This window comes from Sheuella amnicola, from assembly GCF_010499255.1.
Lineage (GTDB): Bacteria > Pseudomonadota > Gammaproteobacteria > Burkholderiales > Burkholderiaceae_B > Zwartia > Zwartia amnicola.
Genome location: NZ_JAAGRN010000003.1, coordinates 53770 through 77704, shown reverse-complemented (window position 1 = coordinate 77704; position 23935 = coordinate 53770). Strand labels below are relative to the sequence as shown.

At 52.9% G+C, this 23935-nt stretch carries 23 protein-coding genes; 13 read left to right on the top strand and 10 right to left on the bottom strand.

The genetic code is table 11. The features are described 5' to 3' along the window. Nucleotides 1-37: 37 nt before the first annotated feature. The 5 genes from G3I67_RS05220 to phaR all read left to right on the top strand — a co-directional run bounded on the left by G3I67_RS05220 (nt 38) and on the right by phaR (nt 4954). Nucleotides 38-994 (top strand): RluA family pseudouridine synthase, encoded by a 957-nt coding sequence (locus tag G3I67_RS05220; protein WP_163652260.1) that lies wholly within the window; start codon nt 38-40, stop codon nt 992-994. 2 nt (nt 995-996) lie between these two features. Continuing rightward, entirely contained in the window at nt 997-1767 is a 771-nt protein-coding gene (pgeF, locus tag G3I67_RS05215; RefSeq protein WP_163652258.1) for a peptidoglycan editing factor PgeF, read from the top strand. Nucleotides 1768-1962: 195 nt separating this feature from the next. After that, nucleotides 1963-3561 (top strand): class I poly(R)-hydroxyalkanoic acid synthase, encoded by a 1599-nt coding sequence (gene phaC / locus G3I67_RS05210; RefSeq protein ID WP_163652863.1) that lies wholly within the window; start codon nt 1963-1965, stop codon nt 3559-3561. An 83-nt stretch (nt 3562-3644) separates the two neighbouring features. Next, on the top strand, nt 3645-4382 hold the full coding sequence (gene phbB, locus G3I67_RS05205) for an acetoacetyl-CoA reductase (RefSeq protein ID WP_163652256.1): 738 nt from the start codon (nt 3645-3647) through the stop codon (nt 4380-4382). Between the two features lie 50 nt (nt 4383-4432). Next, nucleotides 4433-4954, top strand: a complete 522-nt coding sequence (gene phaR / locus G3I67_RS05200) for a polyhydroxyalkanoate synthesis repressor PhaR (RefSeq protein ID WP_163652254.1) — start codon at nt 4433-4435, stop codon at nt 4952-4954. A gap of 1 nt (nt 4955) precedes the next feature. Here phaR and cphA read toward each other — a convergent pair whose 3' ends face one another. After that, nucleotides 4956-7526, bottom strand: a complete 2571-nt coding sequence (gene cphA, locus G3I67_RS05195; protein WP_163652253.1) for a cyanophycin synthetase — start codon at nt 7524-7526, stop codon at nt 4956-4958. A 55-nt stretch (nt 7527-7581) separates the two neighbouring features. Then, nucleotides 7582-9783, bottom strand: coding sequence for a cyanophycin synthetase (locus G3I67_RS05190; protein WP_163652251.1), 2202 nt, complete (start codon nt 9781-9783; stop codon nt 7582-7584). Between the two features lie 219 nt (nt 9784-10002). Between G3I67_RS05190 and G3I67_RS05185 the strand changes: the two genes are divergently transcribed. Both G3I67_RS05185 and G3I67_RS05180 read left to right on the top strand, forming a co-directional pair. Continuing rightward, the gene (locus tag G3I67_RS05185) at nt 10003-12288 is read left to right on the top strand and encodes a cyanophycin metabolism-associated ABC transporter (protein ID WP_163652860.1); all 2286 of its coding nucleotides are present in this window, start codon (nt 10003-10005) and stop codon (nt 12286-12288) included. Further along, entirely contained in the window at nt 12281-12745 is a 465-nt protein-coding gene (locus G3I67_RS05180) for a cyanophycin metabolism-associated DUF1854 family protein (RefSeq protein ID WP_163652249.1), read from the top strand. The genes G3I67_RS05185 and G3I67_RS05180 overlap by 8 nt, the downstream gene beginning before the upstream one ends. 44 nt (nt 12746-12789) lie before the next feature. Here the strand turns inward: G3I67_RS05180 and G3I67_RS05175 are convergent, their stop codons facing one another. Genes G3I67_RS05175 through G3I67_RS05165 form a run of 4 tightly spaced genes read right to left on the bottom strand, consistent with a single transcriptional unit; the run spans nt 12790 to nt 15371 of the window. Next, the gene (locus G3I67_RS05175) at nt 12790-13662 is read right to left on the bottom strand and encodes a peptidoglycan DD-metalloendopeptidase family protein (RefSeq protein ID WP_511262811.1); all 873 of its coding nucleotides are present in this window, start codon (nt 13660-13662) and stop codon (nt 12790-12792) included. Nucleotides 13663-13716: 54 nt separating this feature from the next. Then, nucleotides 13717-14295: a disulfide bond formation protein B gene (locus tag G3I67_RS05170; RefSeq protein WP_235931702.1), complete on the bottom strand. Its 579-nt coding sequence runs from the start codon at nt 14293-14295 to the stop codon at nt 13717-13719. A 7-nt stretch (nt 14296-14302) separates the two neighbouring features. Then, entirely contained in the window at nt 14303-14461 is a 159-nt protein-coding gene (locus G3I67_RS14910) for a DUF5993 family protein (RefSeq protein ID WP_203583553.1), read from the bottom strand. A 49-nt stretch (nt 14462-14510) separates the two neighbouring features. Then, nucleotides 14511-15371: an MOSC domain-containing protein gene (locus G3I67_RS05165; RefSeq protein WP_163652246.1), complete on the bottom strand. Its 861-nt coding sequence runs from the start codon at nt 15369-15371 to the stop codon at nt 14511-14513. Between the two features lie 156 nt (nt 15372-15527). On the opposite strand from G3I67_RS05165, the gene G3I67_RS05160 reads away from it, so the two are divergent. Next, nucleotides 15528-16010, top strand: a complete 483-nt coding sequence (locus G3I67_RS05160; RefSeq protein ID WP_163652244.1) for a YajQ family cyclic di-GMP-binding protein — start codon at nt 15528-15530, stop codon at nt 16008-16010. Between the two features lie 23 nt (nt 16011-16033). Here the strand turns inward: G3I67_RS05160 and G3I67_RS05155 are convergent, their stop codons facing one another. From G3I67_RS05155 to G3I67_RS05145, 3 genes are read right to left on the bottom strand one after another with little or no spacing between them, the layout of a single operon-like run. Next, a complete protein-coding gene (locus G3I67_RS05155) occupies nt 16034-17146 on the bottom strand; it encodes an NADH:flavin oxidoreductase/NADH oxidase (RefSeq protein ID WP_163652242.1) in 1113 nt (370 codons plus the stop codon). 49 nt (nt 17147-17195) lie between these two features. Beyond that, nucleotides 17196-17723: a methylated-DNA--[protein]-cysteine S-methyltransferase gene (locus G3I67_RS05150; RefSeq protein WP_163652240.1), complete on the bottom strand. Its 528-nt coding sequence runs from the start codon at nt 17721-17723 to the stop codon at nt 17196-17198. A 13-nt stretch (nt 17724-17736) separates the two neighbouring features. Next, nucleotides 17737-18702 carry a LysR substrate-binding domain-containing protein gene (locus G3I67_RS05145; RefSeq protein WP_163652238.1) on the bottom strand — a complete coding sequence of 322 codons (966 nt, stop codon included), beginning with the start codon at nt 18700-18702 and terminating at the stop codon, nt 17737-17739. 148 nt (nt 18703-18850) lie between these two features. On the opposite strand from G3I67_RS05145, the gene G3I67_RS05140 reads away from it, so the two are divergent. The 5 genes from G3I67_RS05140 (at nt 18851) to denD (ending at nt 23098) form a co-directional block, all read left to right on the top strand. Next, nucleotides 18851-19552: a pirin family protein gene (locus tag G3I67_RS05140; protein WP_163652236.1), complete on the top strand. Its 702-nt coding sequence runs from the start codon at nt 18851-18853 to the stop codon at nt 19550-19552. A gap of 72 nt (nt 19553-19624) precedes the next feature. Continuing rightward, nucleotides 19625-20038, top strand: coding sequence for a DoxX family protein (locus tag G3I67_RS05135; protein ID WP_163652234.1), 414 nt, complete (start codon nt 19625-19627; stop codon nt 20036-20038). Between the two features lie 96 nt (nt 20039-20134). Further along, entirely contained in the window at nt 20135-21388 is a 1254-nt protein-coding gene (otnK, locus tag G3I67_RS05130) for a 3-oxo-tetronate kinase (RefSeq protein ID WP_163652232.1), read from the top strand. A 2-nt stretch (nt 21389-21390) separates the two neighbouring features. Then, nucleotides 21391-22086: a class II aldolase/adducin family protein gene (locus tag G3I67_RS05125; RefSeq protein ID WP_163652230.1), complete on the top strand. Its 696-nt coding sequence runs from the start codon at nt 21391-21393 to the stop codon at nt 22084-22086. A 28-nt stretch (nt 22087-22114) separates the two neighbouring features. Beyond that, on the top strand, nt 22115-23098 hold the full coding sequence (gene denD / locus G3I67_RS05120) for a D-erythronate dehydrogenase (RefSeq protein ID WP_163652228.1): 984 nt from the start codon (nt 22115-22117) through the stop codon (nt 23096-23098). A gap of 31 nt (nt 23099-23129) precedes the next feature. On the opposite strand, the gene G3I67_RS05115 is transcribed toward denD, so the two are convergent. After that, nucleotides 23130-23930: an SDR family oxidoreductase gene (locus tag G3I67_RS05115; RefSeq protein WP_163652226.1), complete on the bottom strand. Its 801-nt coding sequence runs from the start codon at nt 23928-23930 to the stop codon at nt 23130-23132. Nucleotides 23931-23935 lie beyond the last annotated feature (5 nt).

The window sequence follows — 23935 nt, the reverse complement described above, 5'->3', positions numbered from 1 at the left end:
GTGTTAGCATTCGTTGCTGATTATAAGACTAGTCCAAATGACCGATACCCCAATTTTCGAGGATGCTCTGCCCGAAGAGGATCCGTTGCTTTTTAGTGTGTCCGATGAAATGTCGTTCGAGCGGCTCGACAAGGTACTGGCACAACTGATTCCACAGCATTCCCGTAGCCGGATTCAGACCTGGATCGAGGGTGGTCACGTCATGGTCAATGGCCAGGTTGCCAAGGTTCGGCAAAATCTGCGCGAAGACGATCAAATTACTGTATTTGTGCAACCTGCACCCGAAGATCAGGCGTTTAAGCCCGAAAATGTGGATTTTGAAGTGTTGGCGCAAAGTCCCGACTGGATTGTTGTCAACAAGCCTGTCGGACTGGTGACGCACCCCGGTGCGGGAAACTGGAGCGGTACGCTTTTGAACGGACTGCTTTTTCGTTTTCCGGAGCTGGCGCAGGTTGCCAGAGCCGGAATTGTGCACAGACTGGACAAAGATACGTCCGGCCTTCTGGTTGTTGCCAGGAATGAAGTCGCGCAGACTCATCTGGTGAGGCAGTTACAGGCTCGAACAATGGGGCGTGAATATCTTGCGCTTGCTCACGGACGCATGTTGAGCGAGGGACGGGTCGACCTGCCGATCGGACGCGATATGCGTGTTCCGGTCAGAATGTCCGTTGAAAAGCCCGCCGCCCCGAAGGCAGCTGTGACTCATTACAAGCTAATGCGGGTGGGTGAATACTACGACTCGAATGTTTCCCAGGTTATTTGCAAGCTGGAAACAGGCCGAACCCATCAGATTCGTGTTCATCTGGCCAGTTTGGGGCACCCATTGCTGGGAGATACTTTGTACGGTGGGCGTATGCTTGGACAGGTCACCCGCCAGATGTTGCATGCGCATCAATTGCGTTTCGAGGATCCAGGCGGAGCAGGAGAGGTATCTTTTGTCGCCCCCATGCCTGAAGATATGGCGCAAGTAGTTGAAGCGATTCGATGGGGATGACCATGCACAAAGTGAGATTGCCGCATGTTCGGCCGCAAAAGGACTGGAACAGGGTGAGTCTATTTTGCACGACTCGCCACGGTGGCGTGAGCAAACCGCCCTACGATTCGTTCAACCTAGGCATGAATACGGAAGACTTTCCCGAGGTGGTCGCCGCAAATCGATCATTGTTGCGTCAAAGTCTTCCATCCGACCCTTTTTGGCTCAAACAAGTGCACGGATGCCATGTCGCCGATGCGGACGTTGAACCGACGCAAAATTGGACCCAATTTACCTGTGAGGCCGATGCTAGCGTGACTTCGGTACCCGGTCGCGTTCTGACGATTTTAACGGCGGATTGTTTGCCTATTGTCCTTGCGGACCATGCAGGTACGGTGCTAGGCGTGGCACACGCGGGCTGGCGGGGGCTAGCTGGCGGTGTATTGGAGGCCTGCCTGGAATCGATGCGACTAAAGTCACCTCGAGCTGAAAAATGGAGAGCCTGGATTGGTCCCGGAATCGGTCCCACAGCGTTCCAGGTCGGTGAGGACGTTAGAAAGGCGTTCGAAGGGTATGGTGCGGATCGGGTTGGCATGTTCGTGCCCGATCCCGCTGCCAAGGGAAAATGGTTCGCGAATCTGCCTGCCCTGGCTCGTTGGCGCCTGCAATCCCTCGGGGTGGATGAGATTGAGGATTGCGGTCTTTGCACCATGACGGATGCGCAGCGAAGATTTTTCTCATATCGAAGAGACCAACAGACCGGCCGGATGGCAACTGTTGCCTGGTTAACGTAGTTTTGTCAGATTCCTGAAGGATACGTACGCTACCATTCACTTGGCAGTGCCCGTGAAGCGTTGGCGAATCTAGGGTTTATACCCTAGGGAGAATTCCCTAGATGATTCGCATTGACAATGCATTTCTTGCGGCGCACGATTTGTACTCAGCAAGTTTAGAAAGGTAGCTGCGTGAATTTCCTCTTACCTGATGGCATGACTCCGGCGTCCGGCATCTCGCAAGAATCTCTTGCATCGATCCAGCAAGAATTCATGCAGGCTTGGCAAAAACTTTCTCAAGAAGCGACCCAGGGGCAATTAAGTCCATTAAAAGACAGGCGCTTTTCTGCGGACGCCTGGAAAAACAGCCCCACCCATCTCATGATGGCCCATCTTTACTTGCTTTCGTCTCAAGCCATGCAGCGCATGGTCGATGCCGTCGACGCTCCGGCCGAGATGAAAGACCGCTTGCATTTTTCGGTTCAGCAATGGGTTGATGCGATGTCGCCCGCCAATTTTTTCGCTACCAACCCTGATGCCCAACAAGCTGTGATCACTTCAGGCGGAGACACCTTGCGCAACGGCATGACCAATCTGCTGAACGACATGCAGAAAGGTCGAATCACAATGACCGACGAAAGCAAATTCACGGTCGGTGAAAATGTCGCGACAACCGAAGGTTCGGTTGTATTTCAGAACAGATTTTTTCAGTTGATTCAATACGCACCTAGAACGGCGATGGTTTACCAACGGCCAATTCTTCTGGTGCCGCCTTGCATTAACAAGTTTTACATCCTGGATCTGCAACCTGAAAATTCCTTTGTCAAACATGCGCTCGAACAAGGATTTTCTGTTTTCCTGATGTCTTGGCGAAACCCGCTTGAACAGGATTCCGATGGGATGGATCACGCAACCTGGGATGATTATCTTCAGGATGGTGTTCTCAAGGCAATTGAAGTCACGCAGAAAATTTCTAAACAAAAAAAGATCAATGCGCTTGGGTTTTGTGTCGGCGGAACGTTGCTTGCAACGGCGCTGGCGCTGGCCGCGGGTCGCAAGCAGTACCCTGTCGAGTCTCTGACGATGCTGACTTCAATGGTGGATTTCAGCGATACCGGAGCGCTTAGCGTATTTGTCGATGAGCAGCATGCCTCCTTGCGTGAACGGCAGATGGGCCAGGGCGGATTGATGCCTGCGCGTGAGTTGGCTGCGACGTTCTCTTTTTTACGTCCGAACGAGCTGGTATGGAATTACGTTGTTTCTAATTATCTGAAGGGCGAGACACCGGTTGCTTTTGATCTGCTCTACTGGAATGGTGACAGCACGAATCTACCCGGTCCGTTTTTTACCTGGTATTTTCGCAATGCATATCTGGAAAACAAACTTTGCAAGCCGGGTAAGGTCAAGTGTGCTGGCGTGCCGATTGATCTTCGGTCGATTAATGTGCCGACATATCTCTACGCTTCGCGCGAGGATCACATCGTTCCCTGGCAGTCGGGTTATGCGTCGACTGGCATTTTTTCCGGTGAAAACAGATTTGTTTTAGGGGCTTCGGGCCATATAGCAGGCGTGATTAATCCGCCCGAAAAGAAAAAACGCAGCTATTGGACTGGACCTCTCGGTGCCAAGCCGCCAAAACCCGCACAATGGCTTGAGAATGCCACTGAGCATCCCGGAAGCTGGTGGCCGGACTGGTACGAGTGGTTGGCCTCGCACAGTGGCAAAAAAGTCAGGGCAGTCAAAGTTGCCGGTCATGCTGAGTTTCCGGTGCTCGAGTCCGCGCCTGGATCTTATGTGAAAGTAAGGGCGATATAGGGGTGTCGTGTTGCCCGTATGTATTGAAAAAGTCAGAATAAATAAAGCGTGAATGTGAATGCTTCGGCAAAAGGAGATCGGCAATGAGTGCAAAGATTGCTTATGTAACAGGTGGAATGGGTGGAATCGGAACTGCGATTTGCCAACGATTGTCCAAAGAGGGCATGACAGTGATTGCCGGTTGTGGACCGAGTCGCGACTATAAGCAATGGCTTGACGAGCAGGCTGCCGAAGGTTTCAAGTTTTATGCATCGGTGGGTAACGTTGCCGATTGGGATTCGACCAAGGCGGCATTCCAGAAAGTGGTGGATGAGCATGGCCCGATCGATGTGCTTGTCAATAATGCGGGTATCACGCGTGATGGCGTGTTTCGCAAAATGACGGCTGATGATTGGCGCGCGGTGATGGACACTAACCTCAACAGTTTGTTTAACGTCACTAAGCAAGTTATCGAAAATATGGTGGACCGGGGCTTTGGTCGCATCATCAACATTAGTTCGGTCAATGGCCAAAAAGGTCAGTTTGGTCAGGCAAATTACGCGACAGCGAAAGCCGGCATCCATGGCTTTACAATGTCCGTCGCGCAAGAGGTCGCAAGCAAAGGGGTGACTGTGAACACAGTCTCTCCCGGATACATCGGGACGGATATGGTCAAGGCCATTCGGCCGGATGTGTTGGAGAAGATTGTGTCGACGATCCCTGTCAGGCGTCTTGGGCGTCCGGAGGAGATTGCTTCCATCGTGGCGTGGATCGCGTCGGAGGATGCGGGCTTTGCCACCGGTGCCGATTTTTCGTTGAATGGTGGTTTACACATGGGCTGATGCCTGTATATTGTTTGGCAGTGTATTCAGTCAGTAATCTGGGGAAATGAATGACAGAGGCAGCAACGGACGCAACCGTACGTCTGATTAAAAAATATCCGAACCGCCGCTTGTACGATACACAGACAAGCACTTACATTACGCTAGCTGACGTGAAACAGCTTGTGCTGAATCACGAGTCATTCAAAGTCGTTGACGCGAAATCCTCCGAGGATTTGACGCGCAGCATCCTGTTGCAGATTATTCTGGAAGAAGAAAGCGGTGGTGTGCCGATGTTCTCATCGACCATGCTGGCGCATGTGATCCGCTTTTACGGCCATGCCATGCAGGGTGTCATGGGCTCTTATCTTGAAAAGAACATTCAAGCCTTCATGGATATTCAGGACCGGATCGCGGAGCAATCAAAGGGTGTCTACAGCGCAAATCAGTTTGGCCCCGAAGCCTGGACCCAGTTGATGAATGCCCAGACCCCGATGATTCAGAACATGATGAACACCTATGTCGAGCAGAGCAAGAACCTCTTTTCGACTTTCCAGTTCCCGGTTCCGGGCGCGCCGGAAAAAGGGAACTGATTCAGCCCTCTGCAATCCTTTTGGCAATGTGATCCAGTGCCTCTTGAACCTGATCGATCAGAATGAGGCACAGTTCGCCCGGCTTCAGGCTAGCCAAGGCTGTATCGATTGCCAGAAATTCCCCTCGGATTTCCTGAATTTTTTTCGTCCGGCTGACATGTTGAAGACCTTTCTGCAATAGCGCCAGCACTTCACCGTCTTCCCGGCCACGTTGGCATTGATCCTGGTACAGAATCGCCTCGTCGAAAATTTCTCCCAGAATTTCGGTTTGTCTGGAAATGTCCTCGTCTCGTCGATCGCCCGCTCCGCTGATGACGACTGAACGGCGCGTCGCAGGCATGCTTTCGATAGCCGGCACAAGAGCCAAAATGGCATCGGGATTGTGACCATAGTCGGCGATTACCGTGGCGCCACGGTAATCAAAAACATTGAAACGCCCGGGAGCAGTTGCCGCATCATTGATGAATGTGGCCAGGCCTGCTTCGATGACTTTCCAGTCCAGATTCAACGCCCACGCAGCTGCGATTGAAGCCATAGCGTTCTCGACCTGGAAGGTGATTGTTCCATTGCGTGTTAGCGGAATTCCCTTGAGCGCGATTCGATGCTCCACACCTGCTTCAGAGCAGACGATGCAATCGCCATCGGTAAAAACCACGCGTTTACCTTGGGCCCGATGGGTGTTGAGAATCGGTTGATGACGATCGCTTGAGAAATAAATGACCGAGCCCGGGCAGACTTGCGCCATCGGAGCGACGTGGGGGTCAGATGCGTTCAATACCGCGTAGCCATTCGGAGCAACGTTTTGAACGATGACGCGTTTGACCAATGCCAACGTATCGACCGTGCTGATGAAGTTCAGTCCGAGGTGATCGCCCATGCCGATGTTGGTGACGATGGCGACATCGCAGCGGTCGAATGCCAATCCTTCACGAAGTATGCCGCCGCGGGCTGTTTCGAACACGGCCGCATCAACGTCCGGGTGCAGCAGTACATTGCGTGCGCTTCTGGGGCCGCTGCAGTCGCCCGTGTCTATGCAGCGATGCTCGATATATACGCCATCCGAGTTTGTCATGCCGACACGTTTGCCGCTTGTGCCGAGCAAATGGGCCGTCAACCGCACAGTAGTGGTTTTGCCGTTTGTGCCTGCAACAGCGACAACCGGGATGCGCGCATTATCGCCATCCTTGAACATGGTCGAAACGATGGCCTCGCCGACAGCACGCCCTTTGCCGAACGAGGGACTCAGGTGCATACGCAGTCCGGGAGCTGCATTGATTTCTACGATGCCCGCCTTTTGTTCTTCCATGGGCTTCACCACGGTTTCAGCCACCAGATCCACGCCCGCGATGTCCAGGCCAACCATCTGGGCTGCCGTGACCATGCGCGCCGCGAGTTCCGGATGAACCTCATCTGTTACGTCTGTTGCGCTTCCACCCGTGCTCAGATTAGCGTTGTTACGCAATAAAACGCGCCTGCCTTTTTCGGGGATCGAGTCGGCTGTCATGCCCTGAGTGGCAAGTGTGGCGATGGCGATATCGTCAAAACGGATTTTGGTCAGAGGCGTGGCATGGCCATCGCCTCTGAGGGGGTCCTGATTAACTTGTTCAACGATTTGGCGAATGCTGTGCTGACCATCTCCGATGACCTGGGGTGGATCGCGCCGAGCTGCGGCAACTAGTTGATTGCCGATCACAAGCATGCGGAAGTCATGGCCCGGGATATAGCTTTCGACGATGACATCGCTGCTGATGTTTGATGCAACGGCAAAAGCGGCAAGCAGTTGTTCCTGTGTTTCGATATTGACGGCAACTCCTTTGCCCTGGTTGCCATCACGTGGTTTGATGACAACCGGCAGACCGATTTTGTTCGCGACTTCCCAAGCCTCTTGGGCATCGTTTACGACATAACCCCTAGGGACCGGGACGCCTGCCGCCTCAAGCAGCATCTTGGTCAGATCTTTATCCTGGGCAATGGCTTCGGCGATTGCGCTCGTGTTGCCGGTTTCGGCCGCCTGGATTCGGCGCTGCTTGCTGCCCCAGCCAAACTGGACCAGACTGCCCTCAGTGAGTCTGCGGTAGGGCACATCGCGCGCGACGGCTGCATTGACGATCGAGCCGGTGCTCGGACCTAGCCTGACGTCTTCGTCGAGTTCACGTAATTTGGCAAGCGCTTGTTTGATGTCGAATTCTTCATTGTTGAGCGTGGCATGGATCAGCGATTCAGCCAAATCGAAGGCCAGTCGACCTACGGGCTCTTCGGTGTATTCAACAACGACTTGAAAAATTTCGGGGTCGGGCGTTGCAATTGTTTGTCCGAACGAAACCGGACAGCCTGCGGTGGCTTGCAAGCCTAAGGCCACTGCTTCAAGCGCGTGGGCAAGCGTGATGGGATCCTTGTGACCGATCGGACGCAGTGGTTTTACATCCGGGAATCTTGCGCGCAATCGGGTCGTGAAGTCTGGAATCCGATCCAAATCCGCTTCGACGCCTTTGCAGGTGACGACGGCCTCGATGGCGGTGTGACGGCTCCAGAGATTGGGGCCGCGCAAGGCACGAATACGGGATACATCCATTTGAATTCCTGTGTGTCGGAAAAAATCAGTAGTCGGATTAGGAGGTAATAGTAATTTAGGAAATCACTGCATGGTGAGTGATGAAATGACTTGAAATGGATTGTTCGGGGTCAAAACTAATCAGTCCGGCTTCAATCAAGTCTGGCGATAGTCCCAGTGCCCAGGCGGCGGCCGCGGCCGCTAGCGCATTGTGAATCTGCGCCGCATTTTTCCCCTGCTCAGTGACTGGAATGGCCTTGATCGGACATAGGTTGAATCGTGTGCCGCCTTCGGTCATAACAAGCTGTCCGTGATCGACCAGAACCGCCCGCCCGCCTTGGGCAATATGCTTGGATATCGTTGCAAGCGAGGCTTGCATGCCGAACAAAGTGATCCTGCCATCGCAAAAACGCGCCAAATCGATCACGCGCGCGTCGTCCGCATTCAAAACCGCCATACCTTGTGGGAGTACGACGTCCATTTGTGTTCGGTAGACTTTGATGCGCTCTTCATCATCAAGCACGTCGTGATGCGCGAGGTCTTCATCCCAGTTGATATTGGTAATGATGCCCACTTCGCATCTTTCGTATGCCAGCCCTTCGGTCAGGATTTGCTGACAGCCATTTTCGATAATGGCGGCTTGTACCTCGCGATTTAATAAGACATTTCGACCATGATCGAAACTTGCGCAGTCTCCTGCTTGTAATTGACGTCTATCGACGAACAGTCCGTCGCTGCAGGCAATGCCTGTGCGCAAACCATGCAAGCTGAGCAGCCTGAACAGGATGCGTGCCGTCATTGTTTTGCCCCGGGCGCCCGTAATCCCTACAACAGGCACTCTGGCCATATCGCCTGCCGCAAAGGTGTAGTCGACAATGTCTCGTCCCACATGACGGACTTTGCCCGATACAGGTTTAAGGTGCATGAGCAAGCCCGGGCCGGCATTGACCTCCACAATCGCTCCACCTTGTCGATTGAGCGGGCGGGAGATGTCGTGCGCGACAAGATCGATACCTGCGATATCAAGTCCAACGATTTTTGCGGCGGTTTGAGCCACTGCCGCGACTTCAGGGTGAACTTCATCGGTGCAGTCGATCGCGACGTTACCGATGCGCTGAACAACGACCGCACGACCGGATTCGGGAATGGATTGTTCTGTCAGGCCTTGTCTTGCGATTTCGAGCCTGACCGCTTCACTCATGCGTACAAAGTTCAGGGGAAGGTCGTCCTCGTGACCGCGCAATGGGTCGGCGTTGATTTGCGTTTCGATCAATTCGGCAATGTTGCGAACTCCATCTCCGATGACCTGTGCATTCTGGCCTTTGGCAGCCGCCACCATCTTGCCGCCAACAATCAATAGCCTATGCTCTACACCTTGAATGTATTGCTCGACCAGCACGCTCGAGCCTTCGAGAACGGCAACCCGATATGCCGCTTCGACCTCGTGCTGAGTCGATAAGTTGATGAATACGCCTCGCTGATGGTTTCCATCACTTGGTTTGACGACAACAGGCAAGCCGATGTCCTGAGCCGCTTGCCAGGCATCTTCCACTTGTTCGACATGCCTGCCTTGGGGGACGGGGACGCCGCAGGCTTCAAGCAGCGATTTGGTCAAGTCCTTGTCGCGTGAAATGGTTTCGGCAATTGCACTGGTGTTGTCTGTTTCCGCAGTCCAGATACGGCGCTGGTTTACGCCGTATCCGAGTTGAAGCAAATTGCCGGCACTTAAGCGTATCGCAGGGATATCCCGGTCGTCGGCTGCATCGACGATGCAGGCTGTGCTGGGTCCAAGGCAATACTCTTGCATCATCTTGTGCAAAGTATCGACCTGTTTTTCAATGGGGTAGTCGATGTTTTCAATCGCGGCCAAAATCAGATCTCGCGCTGCATGCAACGCGAAAAGGGTGACTTTTTCGTGCCAGGCACGAACGATGACCTTGGCTACACGTGGCATGGACGTTCTGTGGGTGTCGCTAAAGCCACCCGGCATTCCGGCCATTTGTTGCAAAGTCATTGTGACTTGCTCAAGCAATTCGGCGGTCAGAACCCCTTTTTTGAATTTGTTCAGGCAGTCCGATGCGCCAGGATTGGGTTGAACCGGTTTGAGCAAAAGAGGGAGCCATTGGCATAGTCTGTCGTAACTAGCCTTTGCCTCGCCGGCATTCTGACGGCTTTCCGGTCCGAGATCCACCCAGGCCTCGATGACGGGACGATATGTCCACATATTCGGACCACGCAGGGTAATCAGTCGCTGAAAAAGGATCTTGCTAGAGTTCATTGCCGGTCAGATCGTCGCATTAATTATGCTGCGTCGCAGCAATGTTGTGTTTCTGTCATTATCTTATCAAAAAGACCCTCGGACAGGCGCAAGGACCAACGATCGAGTACGCGATTCCTGCGGATCGTTATACTTGCAGGTTAAAGCAGTGGTTGTACGACAGAAAGCTTCCTGCTTTCAATAGTTGCAACCATTAGATAGGTCGTGCGTACCCTAGAGATGACATCTCTTTCATCAACAAATTCTGCCGCTGAAATAACCCTGCCAATTGGCTGGGCGGAGGCTATTGGACCGCTGCTTGAGCCTGACGAGAAGGTTTTGTCTTGGCTTGAGCCCGATTTGGATGCGCAATTGTTTTTTGCCAAGGGCGCCTTGATTTTGACCTCAAGGCGGTTATTGGCGAAAGAGCCTGCCACCAAAGACTGGTTGGCATGGCCATTAACGGTGTCGCAAAGTTTTCAGCATCGTGATCATGCCGGGGTTGGCACCATCGAGTTGTTCGACGGCCAGATCAGACTGGGCGTCTGGCGCCATACACTGAGCATGGCTCCCGCAGTGGGGCGGATGTCGGACATCTTTAGCGAATTGCAGGCAACGATTGCCAATCCTGATAGGGTGGCCGATCCGGTGGCGGCGACTTGTCCGACCTGCGGCACGCCCTTCGCACCGGATCAGGACGAGTGCGCGGTATGTAACGATGATGCCGCTTCACCATCGACGACCTGGGCGTTGTTTAGACTTGCACGTTTTGCCAAACCCTACAAGCTGCCTTTAATCATCGGTTTCATCCTGACATTGCTGTCGACGGCTGCCACCCTTGTGCCACCGTATCTGACCATGCCGATGATGGATGACATCCTCATCCCTTTCCAGAACGGCAAACCGATCAATTACGATTTGGTCTCGTTATATCTGACGGGACTGGTCGTATCGGCGTTGCTTGCCTGGTTGCTCAGTTGGGCCAGAACCTATCTGCTTGCCTGGGTGAGCGAACGAATCGGTGCCGATTTACGTACTGTGACGTTCACGCATTTGCAGACACTGTCGCTGCAGTACTTCGGAGGCAAACGGACCGGCGACCTGATGGCACGCATCGGAAGCGAAACGGATCGCATCAATTTGTTTTTGTCGTTGCATCTTCTGGATTTCGCCAACGATGTGCTGATGATCCTCATGACTGCCGGCATCTTGATTTCGATCGATCCATGGCTGGCGCTGAGCACCTTGTTGCCGCTGCCCCTGATTATCTGGCTGATTCATCTTGTGCGCGGTCGTTTGCGTTACGGCTTCGAAAAAGTAGACCGCTCTTGGAGCGAAGTCACCAATGTGCTTGCCGATACGATTCCCGGTATCCGCGTGGTCAAGGCTTTTGCGCAGGAGCATCGGGAGGTTGCCCGTTTCCGTGCGGCAAACGACCGTTACTTGAGCGTCAATGACCGGGTGAACAAGATATGGGCTTTATTCGCTCCATCCGTCACTTTTCTGACCGAGATCGGATTGCTTGTGGTCTGGATTTTCGGTATTTCGCAAGTAGCGTCCAGCAGCATCACTGTGGGTGTGCTGGCCGCTTTCCTGGCCTACATCGGCAGATTCTATTCACGGCTTGATTCCATGAGCCGTATCGTTTCGCATACGCAGCAGGCGGCTGCGGGTGCCAAGCGTATTTTCGATATTCTCGACCATGTTTCCAGCGTGCCGGATGCGACTCGTCCCGTTCCGCTCGAAAAAGTCGAAGGCAATATCGAAATTCGCAACGTTGGCTTCAGATACGGCAGCCGGACCGTGTTGCGTAATGTCAACCTGAATATCGGTGCAGGTGAAATGATTGGACTGGTTGGACACAGTGGATCCGGCAAGAGCTCACTTGTTAACCTGATTTGTCGTTTTTACGACGTGACTGAGGGGGGAATCCGGGTGGATGGTGTGGATATCCGCTCCTACTCACTGACCTCGTTCAGGCGTCATATCGGTCTGGTGCTGCAGGAGCCGTTCCTGTTTTTCGGCACGATTGCCGAAAACATCGCCTACGGCAAACCGGAAGCAACACGCGAAGAAATTGTCGCTGCCGCGCGTGCAGCCCGTGCCCATGAGTTCATTTTACGGTTACCTCAAGGATACGATTCTCTTGTAGGTGAACGAGGCCAGGCCTTGTCCGGGGGTGAGCGCCAGCGGATTTCGATTGCACGGGCATTGCTGATTGATCCGCGAATTTTGATCCTGGATGAAGCCACATCATCCGTCGATACGACTACCGAGATGGAAATTCAGGAAGCGCTCGATAATTTGATCAAGGGTCGTACGACTATCGCGATCGCGCATCGACTCAGTACGCTTCGCAAAGCCGATCGTTTGGTTGTACTGGATCGGGGGCAGATTGTCGAGGTGGGTAACCACGATGACTTGCTAGCGCGGGGTGGCGCTTATCATGAGCTGTATCAGGCTCAGACACGTCAACTTGATGCGGATGTGCCTCTTGTCGTTAATCAAGAGGGTGCCCATGCCTGATATTCGTATCATCCGCAATCAGGCCGGGCGGCTTGTGCTGACACTGGACGACGGTCAAGTGCATGAAGGAGTGGTGCCGGTGCGTGCCTTCCCTGTTTTTGCCCCGGAATCATGCTTGGCCATCATGAGTTCGGATGGCAAGGAATTAGCGTGGGTGGATAATCCGGCGGATCTTCCCGAAGACGTCCGGATACTGGTGCAGGAAGAAATTGCCACGCGTGAAATGATGCCAGAAATATTGCGTATCACCGCGGTATCGACTTTTTCAACGCCCAGCACATGGTCGGTTGATACCGATCGTGGCGCAACACAATTCGTGTTGAAAGCCGAAGAGGATATTCGAAGGCTGTTGGCCGGCACGCTCATCATCACAGACAGTCACGGCTTGCGATTTCTGCTTCGAGACATCCTGACACTGGACAAGCACAGCAAACGCATTCTCGATCGTTTTTTATAAGATCAAATCAATGCATACGGTAGGCACGGTCAGGTCTTGATGCTTCAGGGCTTGAACTGTCCAATCATGATGGCCGGGTCGATTCTGGCATCATTCAAACTGACGTTCCAATGAAGATGCGCACCGGTTACGCGACCTGTGGCTCCGACTTTTCCGAGTACCGTACCTCGTCGCAACTGGTCGCCCACAGCGACATCGATTTCGGACAGATGGCAGAACATGCTGATCAACCCTTGCCCATGATCGACAAAAACCGTTAAACCATTGAAAAAATAATCTCCGGTCAGAATCACTTTACCCGCGGCGGGCGCCTTGACTGGTGTACCGGTTGGAACGGCAAAATCCAATCCGGAATGGGGTGCGCGCGGCTCGCCATTAAAAAAGCGTTTTGTTCCGAAAGGGCTTGAAAGAGGTCCGTTGACTGGCTTGTCAAAAAGAATATTGCTAGGCTGGTTCGGAGTGAATGTTTTATAAGCTTCGTTTTGAACGATCAATTCTCGTTTGATTCGCGCAAGATTTTCTTCGTTCGGATTGACATGTTGAGAGTTTTTGACTGTCAGACGTTGTTCGCGATATTTTTTATCCTTGACGTCAAATTCGATGCTCCGGTTTCCTTTCGCGCTTTTGATTTCGATGGTGTGTTTTCCAGGCACTATAGTGAGGGCAAGGCCCACAATCGCGAGCCACTGCTTTCCTTCACCCGGAATGACTAGAACGGGATTGCCTTGAAAGGATGCGGCCGGAACCCCTGGAGATCCCGATACGGATTCGATACTATCAATCTTGAGTACAGCAATGCCGCCGGGAACAGGATGGTGAAGCGACATCGCACCGGCTGGCTGCTTGTTAGTTTTGTCCGCCTTGGGATTCGCCCATGCGAGAGGCGAGTCGGACAGCGCAACGCCAATTGCGAGCAGGCAGCAAAGCGCGACTCTAAATTTTCGATAGAGACGTGTTTTCGGCTTGATCAATTAGAACTTCCAGAGATAACCGGTCGGGTCATCGGGACAGGCGCCGAACTGGCATACCATGACTGAACTTACAGTGTTGGCAGCGATCAGCGCTAAAAAAAACAGAATGGCCAGTGTTGTAATGGTTTGGGGCGCTGAAGGTTGTCTAAGCTGCATATGATTGCGATCGATGCAAAGCATGACGGCGGAAAAAATTAAAATGACGGCAAACGAAATAAAGCCCCACGTGTAAAAATGCAATCCAAAAAGATCCGAACCGTACCCGGTATCACCTGGTGCGATGTGCAGCAAAATTTGCCTGCCTGATGCAGTCATGCCACCAAGTGCGGAAATAATGATGATGGCGTAATGAACTGCGGATGCACCAAAACGGATATTGAGCATCATGCCGATGCCTGCGAGAATCAACGCAACCCGCTGCAGTTGGCATAACGGGCACGGTATTTCGTTTAAAACAATCTGGTAGGCAAACGCAATGATCAATGACCCGCATATTCCTAGCAAGGCAAGCAGATTCAACCAATAAGAGAGCGAAGACTGCTGATCGAAGTGTTCAGAAGAGGTCGAAGTTGTCATCATGATTCTCTCAAAGGGAGATATTTAATTTGTCGGTCATGTGGTATTTCATCCACGCCAGATAAATCACGAATGTGACAGCCCAGACGCTGATGGATGCGTTGCGTTGGCCTCGCATGCCAAGCCATGTGGCGATCAGCGCGGTCAGAAAGGGCAACATCATGATCATTCGAGTCTCCTGATTTAAATCGTTGCGTTAAATGGGATAAGTATTCTTGTCAGATTTTGTAGTTGGCCTCGACAGGGAGTCCGACGTGTAAGGTTAATTCATTGCCGTGGCGCACAACCGCGTTCATGCCAAAGCAGATCGCTCCGTCCAGTAAATCCAGTCGGCGATAATCCGACAGCGTTTGATTGACTTCTGGCGATGATGACGCGCTATAGGGATCGATATCGGGAATGGCGCAACGCGGGCAGGGTTTGACCAGATCAAGTGTCACGGTTCCACCAGCTGTTTGGATGGCTATCTGAGCAATGTGGTCTTCCGCGTGGGCATCCATACTTTCGATTACGAGGTTTGGACGAAATCTGGACATGCCGACGGATGGATGACCGGCGAGGACAAGTCGTTCATTGAGTTCGTCCAGGGCACGTTGGGTGACGACCAGAAGAGCAAACCCATCGCTGAACTTGTTTGGCGCTTCCACGCCCTGCGTCCACTCAGGCGCACTCAGTCTACGGGCACGCGTTGAGAATCGAACAAGCCGAAAGCGCTTGCCGGGGATAGCCAGAAAAGAGTCTAACCAATTGGCGACTTCGTCTCCCATGTCATCCGCGCAAAGTGTGTCGCGCCAGACAGTGACTTGCATCGCTTGACCGCGATAATCAAGCGCAACGCTGACAGATGGAGAATTTGGCGCGGACAACGTCAAAGCGCGATCGGATAACGACGGAGTAATCCAAACCATGTGTGGACATTGCCTTTGAGTCAGGAATTGTCCATCCTGATCGACAATCATCCATTCGCGATCCATAGCCAGTCCGGTCGGAGTCAGTTGTGATGCATTGATTTCGATTCCGGCGCAAGACTTCACCGGATAGATGAATAATTGGGAAATGACACCCGCGCAGTCTGCCATGAGGATTCCTTCAGAGATGCGTCATTCTAAACCTGTGCAAAAAATTGATATTCCTTCGAAGGGGGAGGGTTTTCACGCACTTAGTTAAAATCTCCTGATTCGGCAAAAATAGTCATTCCGTTCGATTGTCGTTATTTCCCATACCAGGATGTCGCCATGCCCTCATTTGATGTCGTTTCAGAAGTCGATAAACACGAATTGTCCAATGCAGTCGATCAGGCCGGACGCGAGCTTTCAACCCGGTTCGACTTTAAAGGAACGGATGCGAAGTTCGAGCTCGAAGGTTATGTGGTCAATCTTTCTGCGTCCAGCGTGTTTCAGCTCAAGCAGATGCAGGATATTTTGCGTGCGCGACTAAGCGCGCGCGGGATCGATACCCGTTGTCTGGATATTGCCGATCCGCTTGAAAACCTCGGTGGAGCCCGTCAGAAAGTCACGGTCAAACAGGGAATCGAGCAAGCCATTTCAAAAAAACTGATCGCATCCATAAAAGAGGCCAAGCTCAAGGTAGAGACGCAAATTACCGGGGACAAGCTGCGCGTAACCGGAAAGAAGCGTGATGATCTGCAAGAGGCAATCGCCTTGTTGAAGAAATCCAAGGTCGAGTTGCCGTTGCAGTTCAATAATTTTCGCGATTAACTAACGGCCATAGGATTGACGTTTCAGCGTGATCCGATTTTTGCATCGAAGAACAAGTCCTTGAGCTCGCGAGGCTGTGACCGCCAGTATTGCTTAGGACCGTTTACTTGTGCGCCAAGCTGGGCGGCGGCGTGCCACGCCCATCTCGGGTCGTACATCATCATGCGACCCACTTCGACGATGTCGGCTTCATGATTGACGATGATGCCTTCGGCTTGCTCAGCCGTGGTGATCAATCCGACCGCCATGGTCGGCATGCCGCATTCCTGCTTGATCTTGGTGGCCAGTGCCACCTGGTATTTTGGTCCGAGCTGGATTTTCTGGGCAGGTGACACGCCTCCACTGGACACGTCGATGAAATCACAACCGAGTGCTTTGAGTCGTTTGCCGAACTCGCTGACTTCTTCGACGGTCAATCCGCCATCGACCCAGTCGGTTGCGGATACGCGGATTCCGAGCGTAATGTTTTCAGGCGTGACTGCGCGCACGGCTTTAAAAACTTCCAGAGGAAAGCGCATGCGGTTTTCAAGGGAACCTCCATATTCATCCTTGCGCTGGTTTGCAATCGGCGACAGGAATTGGTGCAACAGATAACCATGCGCGCCATGCAGTTCAATGCCATCGAAGCCGATTCGAATGGCACGCTTTGCTGCCTGGACGAAAGCCTCGCGCACTCGGATGAAGTCCGCCTGAGTCATTGCCCTTGGGGGCGTTTCGCCGGGTAATTGAGGCAATGCGGAGGGGGCGATGGTCTCCCAGTCGCCATCTTGCTGTGCAATCAGTTGACCACCTTCCCACGGACGATGGCTGGATGCTTTTCGGCCGGCATGCGCCAACTGAATCATGAATGGAATGTTGGAAAATTGCCGAACCGCATCAAGCGTTTTTTTCAGGGCGGCTTCGGTTTCGTCTGAATACAAGCCGACACAGCCGTGGGTGATGCGGCCGATGGCTTCAACCGCTGTGGCTTCGATAATGAACAAGCCCGCACCCGAGATAGCCATTTGCCCCATATGGATCGTGTGCCAGTCGGTTGTCTTGCCATCGATCGCCGAGTACTGGCACATTGGAGGGATCACAATGCGATTTTGAAGTTTCAATGGGCCGATATTGATCGGCGTAAATAATTGACTCATGCTGGCTACCCGTTGTGATTAGAAGTGCTACATCCTAGTGCGAGGCAGACTACTTCGCAAGCGCATCCGATTCCCACCGGATCATTTCAATTTTACGGGCGGCTCCCCAGCGGTATTGGCCTGTATCTCCCGAGGCACGAACAACCCGATGGCAAGGCACCAGAAATCCGACATGATTGGCCGCAATTGCCGAGCCCACAGCGCGCGCAGCCCCCGGTTGCCCTAGCTTTTCAGCCAAATCACCGTAAGACACCACTTTGCCGCGAGGAATTTTTAGCAAGGCATTCCAGACTTTCAGTTGAAACGGGCTGCCTCGCAGTGTGGGTTTGGGGAGCGCTTCACAGGGATGTGGATCGAAAATTCGATCCGCAAAATTTTGGGCCTGCTGATCGCTGCGTCGACGGCAGTCCGGATCGCACTCGGATGCCATGTCAAGCTGTGTTTGAGTTTCGCGCAGATTTCCGTCGTAGAAGTGCAGAAAAAAAATTCCTTGCTTATCCCAGCCTAGCAAGCATGGTCCGAATGGCGTGGTCGCCCGTCCATGACCGGGCACATAAGCCTGAGTGGTTTTTGACACGTGAACCCCCTTTTTAAAGTGTTCGGTGATTTTCGATCAGCGCCTGCCGCGTGGCGGGTTGCGATAGCTGCGAAAGCCACCACTGCAGAGCACGGCCCGGTCCGGATGCGGATTGGCGCCAGGCATATCTCGAATGTGTCACGCGCTGTATTTGGTGGACTTGCTTTTCAATGAGGCGTCCCACTTCAAGGTAGGGTCTGGCCATCGGTTCAGGTACAAAACCGCAACCCAGCCCCCGCATCTGTGCATCCAGTTTGGCTGCCATGCTCGGCACTGTCAACACATCTTGTCCTGGTGCGACACCAATGGTTAAGCCGCTGCCTCTCTGAACGGAGTCTGCGACGGATACGACACGATGTTGCGAAATCAATTCAGCCGTGATGGGGTTCTGAGCTGAGGCCAGAGGATGATGTGGTGCAACGACAAAAATAAACCCGATCGAACCAAGTGGTTGGTGTTGAATTCCTTGGCCAAGAATGAGTGCTTCGTGCGGGATCCCGATCGCCAGATCGGCCTGACCATTTTCCAGTGCCTGGATGGATCCGGATAGTGCCTCATCTCTAAGGCGCAGTCGTGTTGGCGGGTTGATTGCGAGAAAGGCAGCGCAAAGCTCCATGATGATCGATGGTGCAATGATTGTGTCGACTGCGATCGTTAATTCGGCCTCCCAGCCGGTTGCAACCCGCTTGACTCGGCTGGCGATCGCGTCCATTTCGTTCAGTAATCTGGCACCTTCGCGCAAAAGCTCGCGCCCAGCCGCGGTGGGTTTGGCTTGACGGGTGCTACGGTCGAATAACAGCACATCCAACGCATCTTCCAATTGTCTGACTCGGTAGGTCAGCGCGCTGGGGACCAGACCCAATTTACGGGCGGCGGCGGCAAAACTCCCTAGTTCGACAATGCTTTGAAGCATGTTTAATGCCTCCGGTGTCAAGGCGTCGTAGGGTTTATTGCGGCTTAGGCCGACTTGGAGTGGCATGACAGAATATTCCGATAATTTGTATATTTAATCCAATATTAATTCAAATATTTTGAATTGTTACGACAAATTAATTCGATTTTGATGTGCGTTGCCATCGTTAAAGTTTCACTTGTACTCAATCAAGTCTTTGAAACCGGAGGGCAACATGATCAATATTCGTCGATCCCGTGAACGTGGCTTCGCCGATCACGGCTGGCTCAAGTCTTTTCATAGTTTTTCATTTGCGAATTATTACGATCCCGCCCACATGGGATGGGGCAATCTGCGCGTGATCAATGAAGACCGGATCGAGTCCGGAACCGGCTTCGGGACGCATGGTCACCGGGATATGGAAATCATCAGTTATGTGCTCGAGGGAAATCTTGCGCACAGGGACAGCATGGGAAATGTCAAAGGGATTCCACCGGGTGATGTTCAGCGCATGAGTGCCGGGCGAGGTGTGCAGCACAGCGAATTCAACCATGCGCCAGGCCAAATGACACATTTTTTACAGATCTGGATCGAACCTAACGTCAAAGGTATTGAGCCAGGGTATGAGCAACAAACGATTCCGCAGGAAAGCAAGCGCGGAAAGCTCAAACTGATTGCCAGTCCCGCAGGTGAGGGTGGTGCAGTCAGCATTCATGCGGATGCCAGGCTTTATGCCGGCTTGTTCGATGGTGACGAAAGAGCGCATCTTGAATTGAATCCCGCACGCAAAGCATACGTGTTTTTAGTTCGAGGCTCATTGTGGGTGAATGGTCTTGAGCTTCACGCAGGTGATGCGGCGCTGTTCGATCAGGAGTCCGGCATTGATTTGACCTCCGGTTCGCATGCGGAAGTATTGGTGTTTGATTTGGCACCGTAAGCAATCCCTTTATTTAAATCTGTACGGCGCATATTTTTTAAATTTTTCTTAATATTATCAAGGAGTATTCAAATGTTTAATGCACTTCAAAATCCCCTCGCTCTTCTAGGGCGATTGCTGATGGCTTATTTGTTCCTGCCAGCCGGTTTGGCCAAGATTTCCGGGTTCGATTACATGACCCAATACGTTGCAAGTGCAGGTTTGCCGGCGCCAGCACTGGGAGTGGTGATCGCCATTGTTGTGGAGGTCATTGGCGGTGCCGCATTGGTGCTTGGTTTGGGCACGCGTCTTGCAGCATTGGTGTTGGCCGTGTTTACCGTCGTGGCGGCAGTCGCTTTCCATCCATACTGGAGCGTGCCGGCCGAAAGTCAAATGATTGTCTCGCTGCTTTTCAATAAAAACATTGCGATTGCCGGAGGCTTGCTGGTTTTGGCAGCATTTGGTGGTGGTGCGTGGAGTTTGGAAGCTAAACGCACGGCCAAGTAATTCGGCAACGCGTACTTTTCGGTCGATATCGAGTAATAATGGTTGAAAATTTTTCACTTGAATTTTCAACCTATTACTTTTGTATCCAAGCCGAACATGAACAAAATACTGCTAGGTTGCATTGCCGACGATTTCACCGGGGCGACGGATCTGGCGAACAATCTCGTACGCTCCGGCATGCGCGTGGTTCAGACCGTGGGTGTGCCCAATGAACCGCTGGATGCGCAAGTCGATGCGGTGGTGGTATCACTCAAATCCCGCACCATTGATCCCCACGAAGCGGCCCGACAATCCGTTCGGGCTCTAGATTGGCTCAAGGCACAGGGAGCGCAGCAGTTTTATTTCAAATATTGCTCGACATTCGACTCCACCGCAAAGGGCAATATCGGTCCTGTCACCGATGCATTGATGGATGCGCTCGCAACCGACTTCACGATTGCTACGCCAGCCTTTCCGGATGCGGGTCGCACGGTGTTCAAGGGATATCTTTTTGTTGGTGACGTGCTGCTGCACGAAAGCGGCATGCAGGATCACCCCTTGACGCCGATGAAAGATCCCAATCTGGTTAGAGTCCTTCAAGCGCAGACCCGCCATCGTGTCGGACTGATTGATTACAAAGTAATTGCCCAGGGTGAAGACGCGATCCGCGCACGCATATCCGTTCTGAAAAAAGAAGGTGTCGGCATTGCGATCGTGGACGCGCTTAGCAACGATGATTTGTATTGCCTGGGTAAAGCATTGGCGGGTATGCCATTGGTTACGGCAGGTTCGGGTGTTGCAATCGGGTTGCCGGCTAATTTCGGGCTTGCGCCCAATCCGAGCGCCTGCGCTTTGCCTGCGGCGCGAGGTTTGCAGGCTGTGATATCGGGAAGTTGCTCGCGTGCGACCAATGCGCAGGTTGCTGATTTCATTGCGCGGGGGCAACCGGCATTCGTGCTCGATCCGCTTGAGCTACTTAACAATCCGGGCCAGATTTCGCTTGCATTGACATGGGCTGCGCAACATTTGCAGGGTGGGCCGGTCTTGATTTATTCGACTGCGCAACCTGAAGCGCTTAAGGTGGTTCAGGAAAAATTGGGCGTCCAACAGGCGGGCGAACTGGTCGAGAACGCTCTTGCGAACATTGCCAAGGGGTTGATCGAATTAGGGGTGGGGCAGTTGGTGGTCGCGGGTGGCGAGACATCAGGCGCAGTTGTGCAGGCGCTTGGCATGAATCAGCTGCAAATCGGCGACCAGATCGATCCCGGTGTGCCGTGGTGCGCGGCAAATGGCATTCACATTACATTGAAATCAGGCAATTTCGGCACGCCCGATTTTTTCACCAAAGCGTTCGACAGGTTAGCGAATTAAGCATGGATATTTCAAGCGAAGCAGTCGATTTTTTAAGACAAGAGGTATGTCGTGTCGGTAAAAGCCTTTTCGATCGCGGATACGTGCATGGTTCTACAGGCAACATCAGCGTAAGGCTGCCGGGAGTGGATGGCAATGGCGCACCAAATGGTTTTCTGATTACGCCCACCGATGCGTGTTTAGGATTTCTTTCGCCGGATAAGCTTGCACATGTCGATTTTCAGGGGCAGCAAATTTCGGGCGATCGTGCCAGCAAGACACTAGTGTTGCATCGACGTATTTATCAGGCTTCATCCGAGGCGATGTGCGTGATTCATACCCATTCCTCATGGCTTGTGGATTTGACCTTGCGTGGAGTGTGGAGAGATGAGGATATTGTTCCGCCACTGACGCCGTATTACGTCATGAAGGTCGGCCATGTTCCGCTGATTCCTTATTTCAAGCCCGGCGATGCGCGCGTGGCCGAACTGGTGGCCGAAGCGATCGCAAGCCATCATGGGCGCGGATTGACGCTTCGAGCGGTCATGTGCGACCGATTAGGTCCGCAAGTCTGGAATGATTCTCCCTCAAGCGCAATGGCGACGCTGGAAGAGCTGGAAGAAACGGCAAAATTATGGCTGCGCGGCAATTGCAGTGCATCGCCCTTGTCCGATAAGGCGATCGATTCGTTGCGCCAGCAATTCGGAATTTCCTGGTAAAAAAATCAACTATTTAATAGAGATGACAATGAAAATTCTGATAACAGGTGGTGCGGGATTTCTCGGAACGATGCTGACACGTGCATTGATCGAGCGAGGTCAGCTGCGCGGTCGGACGATTGCATCGATCACCGTAACCGATCTAGTTGCACCGTCACATCCGTCGGTTGTGGGCCACTCTTTGCTGCGCGTCAATACGGGTGATTTGCTGGCCAATGCTCCGCAATTATTCAAAGAAGATTTCGATGCTGTGTTTCACATGTCTTCGGCGGTATCGGCCGAATGCGAAGCTGATTTCGATCTGGGTTTGCGATCCAATCTGGATGCGACCAGATTGATTTTGGATGGGTTGCGCGCCCAGTTTCATCGCACCGGCCAGGCGCCGCTATTTTTCTTTTCAAGCTCGGTTGCCGTATTTGGTTCCGATCCTGCCTTGCCTTTGCCGAGTATTGTGCAAGACACAACATTGCCCACGCCGCAATCGAGCTATGGAATTCATAAATTCGTGTGCGAACAACTCATCGCCGACTATACGCGCAAAGGCTATATCGACGGGAGAGTTGCGCGATTGATGACGGTGTCCGTTCGTCCGGGGCGTCCCAACGGCGCGGCATCCAGCTTTCTCTCGGGAATTGTTCGCGAACCGCTTGCGGGCGTGGCGTCAGTCTGTCCGGTCGAATTGTCGACTGCTGTGGCTTTGGCTTCGCCTGCCACAACGATCGATGGAATTTTGAAGGTTGTTGAAGCGACCCGGGAGGCCTTTGGTGGCCGAACCGCATTGAATCTTCCCGCGTTGACTGTCACGGTGGGCGAGATGTTGCAGGCGCTTGAGGATGTCGCAGGCAAGTCGGTCGCCGCTTTGGTCACCGTCAAGCCTGACCCTGCCATCGCCCGGATCGTCGGAGGTTGGCCATCGCGATTTGATTGCAGGCGTACTCGGGATTTGGGTCTGAAATCCGACGAAAGCTTCAGAAAAATCATCGAACAGTATATTCAGATGATTCAATCGTGAAACTTTACCCGGGATTTTCCCCCGGGATTTTTCAAACCACGATCGGGTGGGCCGCGCCATCCATCGTGATGATCGTGCCTGTAACGTAGCTAGCGCGATCCGAGGCGAGGTAAACCACGGTATCGGCGATTTCGGCCGGATCAGCAACTCGACCGAGTGCGATTTTTTCCGTTGTGTTCTTGAGCGCCTCTTCCTCTGTGATGTTCTGATGCTTGACCGCGACGGCGATACCTTCTTTTAGGCGCTCAGTGAAAACAGGGCCCGGGTTGACAGCGTTCACACGCACGCCGTGCGGCGCATACGCAGCGGCTAATCCGGCAGTTGCCAGCATGAGAGCTGCATTCGCACTGCCGCCCGATACGTGCAGAACGGATGGGGATTTTCCACCGGCACCGATGACATTGACGATGACGCCGCAGCGACGTGCTCCCATTCGCTTGATCACAGGATCTATCATATTGATGTAAGTGAAGAACTTTGCGTCCATTGCCTCGCGCCATTTCTCCGGGGTCAAGTCGTCTACTGAGGCGCGTTTAGCCGCCCCCGCCGAGTTGACAAGAATATCCACCGGACCGGAATCGCGTTCGGCTTGATCCAGCGCGTTGGCCGCCGATTGCGCATTTTTGAGATCGGCAGAGTAGATGCCGATACGACTGTCGGCTTCCGGACAATGATCCATCAAATGCTTTTTCGCAAGAACCAGTGTGGCGTGGTCGCGCGATACCAGGCTGACTTTCGCCCCTTCATCCAGAAATGTTTTTGCGCAAGCCAGACCAATCCCTTTACTGCCGCCCGTAATCAGGACATGCTGTCCATTCAAATGTAAATCCATGAAAA

Coding starts and splice junctions, on each gene's coding strand:
- G3I67_RS05220 (WP_163652260.1), top strand. CDS start 38: ATGACCGATACCCCAATTTTCGAGGATGCTCTGCCCGAAGAGGATCCG.
- pgeF (WP_163652258.1), top strand. CDS start 997: ATGCACAAAGTGAGATTGCCGCATGTTCGGCCGCAAAAGGACTGGAAC.
- phaC (WP_163652863.1), top strand. CDS start 1,963: ATGACTCCGGCGTCCGGCATCTCGCAAGAATCTCTTGCATCGATCCAG.
- phbB (WP_163652256.1), top strand. CDS start 3,645: ATGAGTGCAAAGATTGCTTATGTAACAGGTGGAATGGGTGGAATCGGA.
- phaR (WP_163652254.1), top strand. CDS start 4,433: ATGACAGAGGCAGCAACGGACGCAACCGTACGTCTGATTAAAAAATAT.
- cphA (WP_163652253.1), bottom strand. CDS start 7,526: ATGGATGTATCCCGTATTCGTGCCTTGCGCGGCCCCAATCTCTGGAGC.
- G3I67_RS05190 (WP_163652251.1), bottom strand. CDS start 9,783: ATGAACTCTAGCAAGATCCTTTTTCAGCGACTGATTACCCTGCGTGGT.
- G3I67_RS05185 (WP_163652860.1), top strand. CDS start 10,003: ATGACATCTCTTTCATCAACAAATTCTGCCGCTGAAATAACCCTGCCA.
- G3I67_RS05180 (WP_163652249.1), top strand. CDS start 12,281: ATGCCTGATATTCGTATCATCCGCAATCAGGCCGGGCGGCTTGTGCTG.
- G3I67_RS05170 (WP_235931702.1), bottom strand. CDS start 14,295: ATGATGACAACTTCGACCTCTTCTGAACACTTCGATCAGCAGTCTTCG.
- G3I67_RS14910 (WP_203583553.1), bottom strand. CDS start 14,461: ATGATCATGATGTTGCCCTTTCTGACCGCGCTGATCGCCACATGGCTT.
- G3I67_RS05165 (WP_163652246.1), bottom strand. CDS start 15,371: ATGGCAGACTGCGCGGGTGTCATTTCCCAATTATTCATCTATCCGGTG.
- G3I67_RS05160 (WP_163652244.1), top strand. CDS start 15,528: ATGCCCTCATTTGATGTCGTTTCAGAAGTCGATAAACACGAATTGTCC.
- G3I67_RS05155 (WP_163652242.1), bottom strand. CDS start 17,146: ATGAGTCAATTATTTACGCCGATCAATATCGGCCCATTGAAACTTCAA.
- G3I67_RS05145 (WP_163652238.1), bottom strand. CDS start 18,702: ATGCCACTCCAAGTCGGCCTAAGCCGCAATAAACCCTACGACGCCTTG.
- G3I67_RS05140 (WP_163652236.1), top strand. CDS start 18,851: ATGATCAATATTCGTCGATCCCGTGAACGTGGCTTCGCCGATCACGGC.
- G3I67_RS05135 (WP_163652234.1), top strand. CDS start 19,625: ATGTTTAATGCACTTCAAAATCCCCTCGCTCTTCTAGGGCGATTGCTG.
- otnK (WP_163652232.1), top strand. CDS start 20,135: ATGAACAAAATACTGCTAGGTTGCATTGCCGACGATTTCACCGGGGCG.
- G3I67_RS05125 (WP_163652230.1), top strand. CDS start 21,391: ATGGATATTTCAAGCGAAGCAGTCGATTTTTTAAGACAAGAGGTATGT.
- denD (WP_163652228.1), top strand. CDS start 22,115: ATGAAAATTCTGATAACAGGTGGTGCGGGATTTCTCGGAACGATGCTG.
- G3I67_RS05115 (WP_163652226.1), bottom strand. CDS start 23,930: ATGGATTTACATTTGAATGGACAGCATGTCCTGATTACGGGCGGCAGT.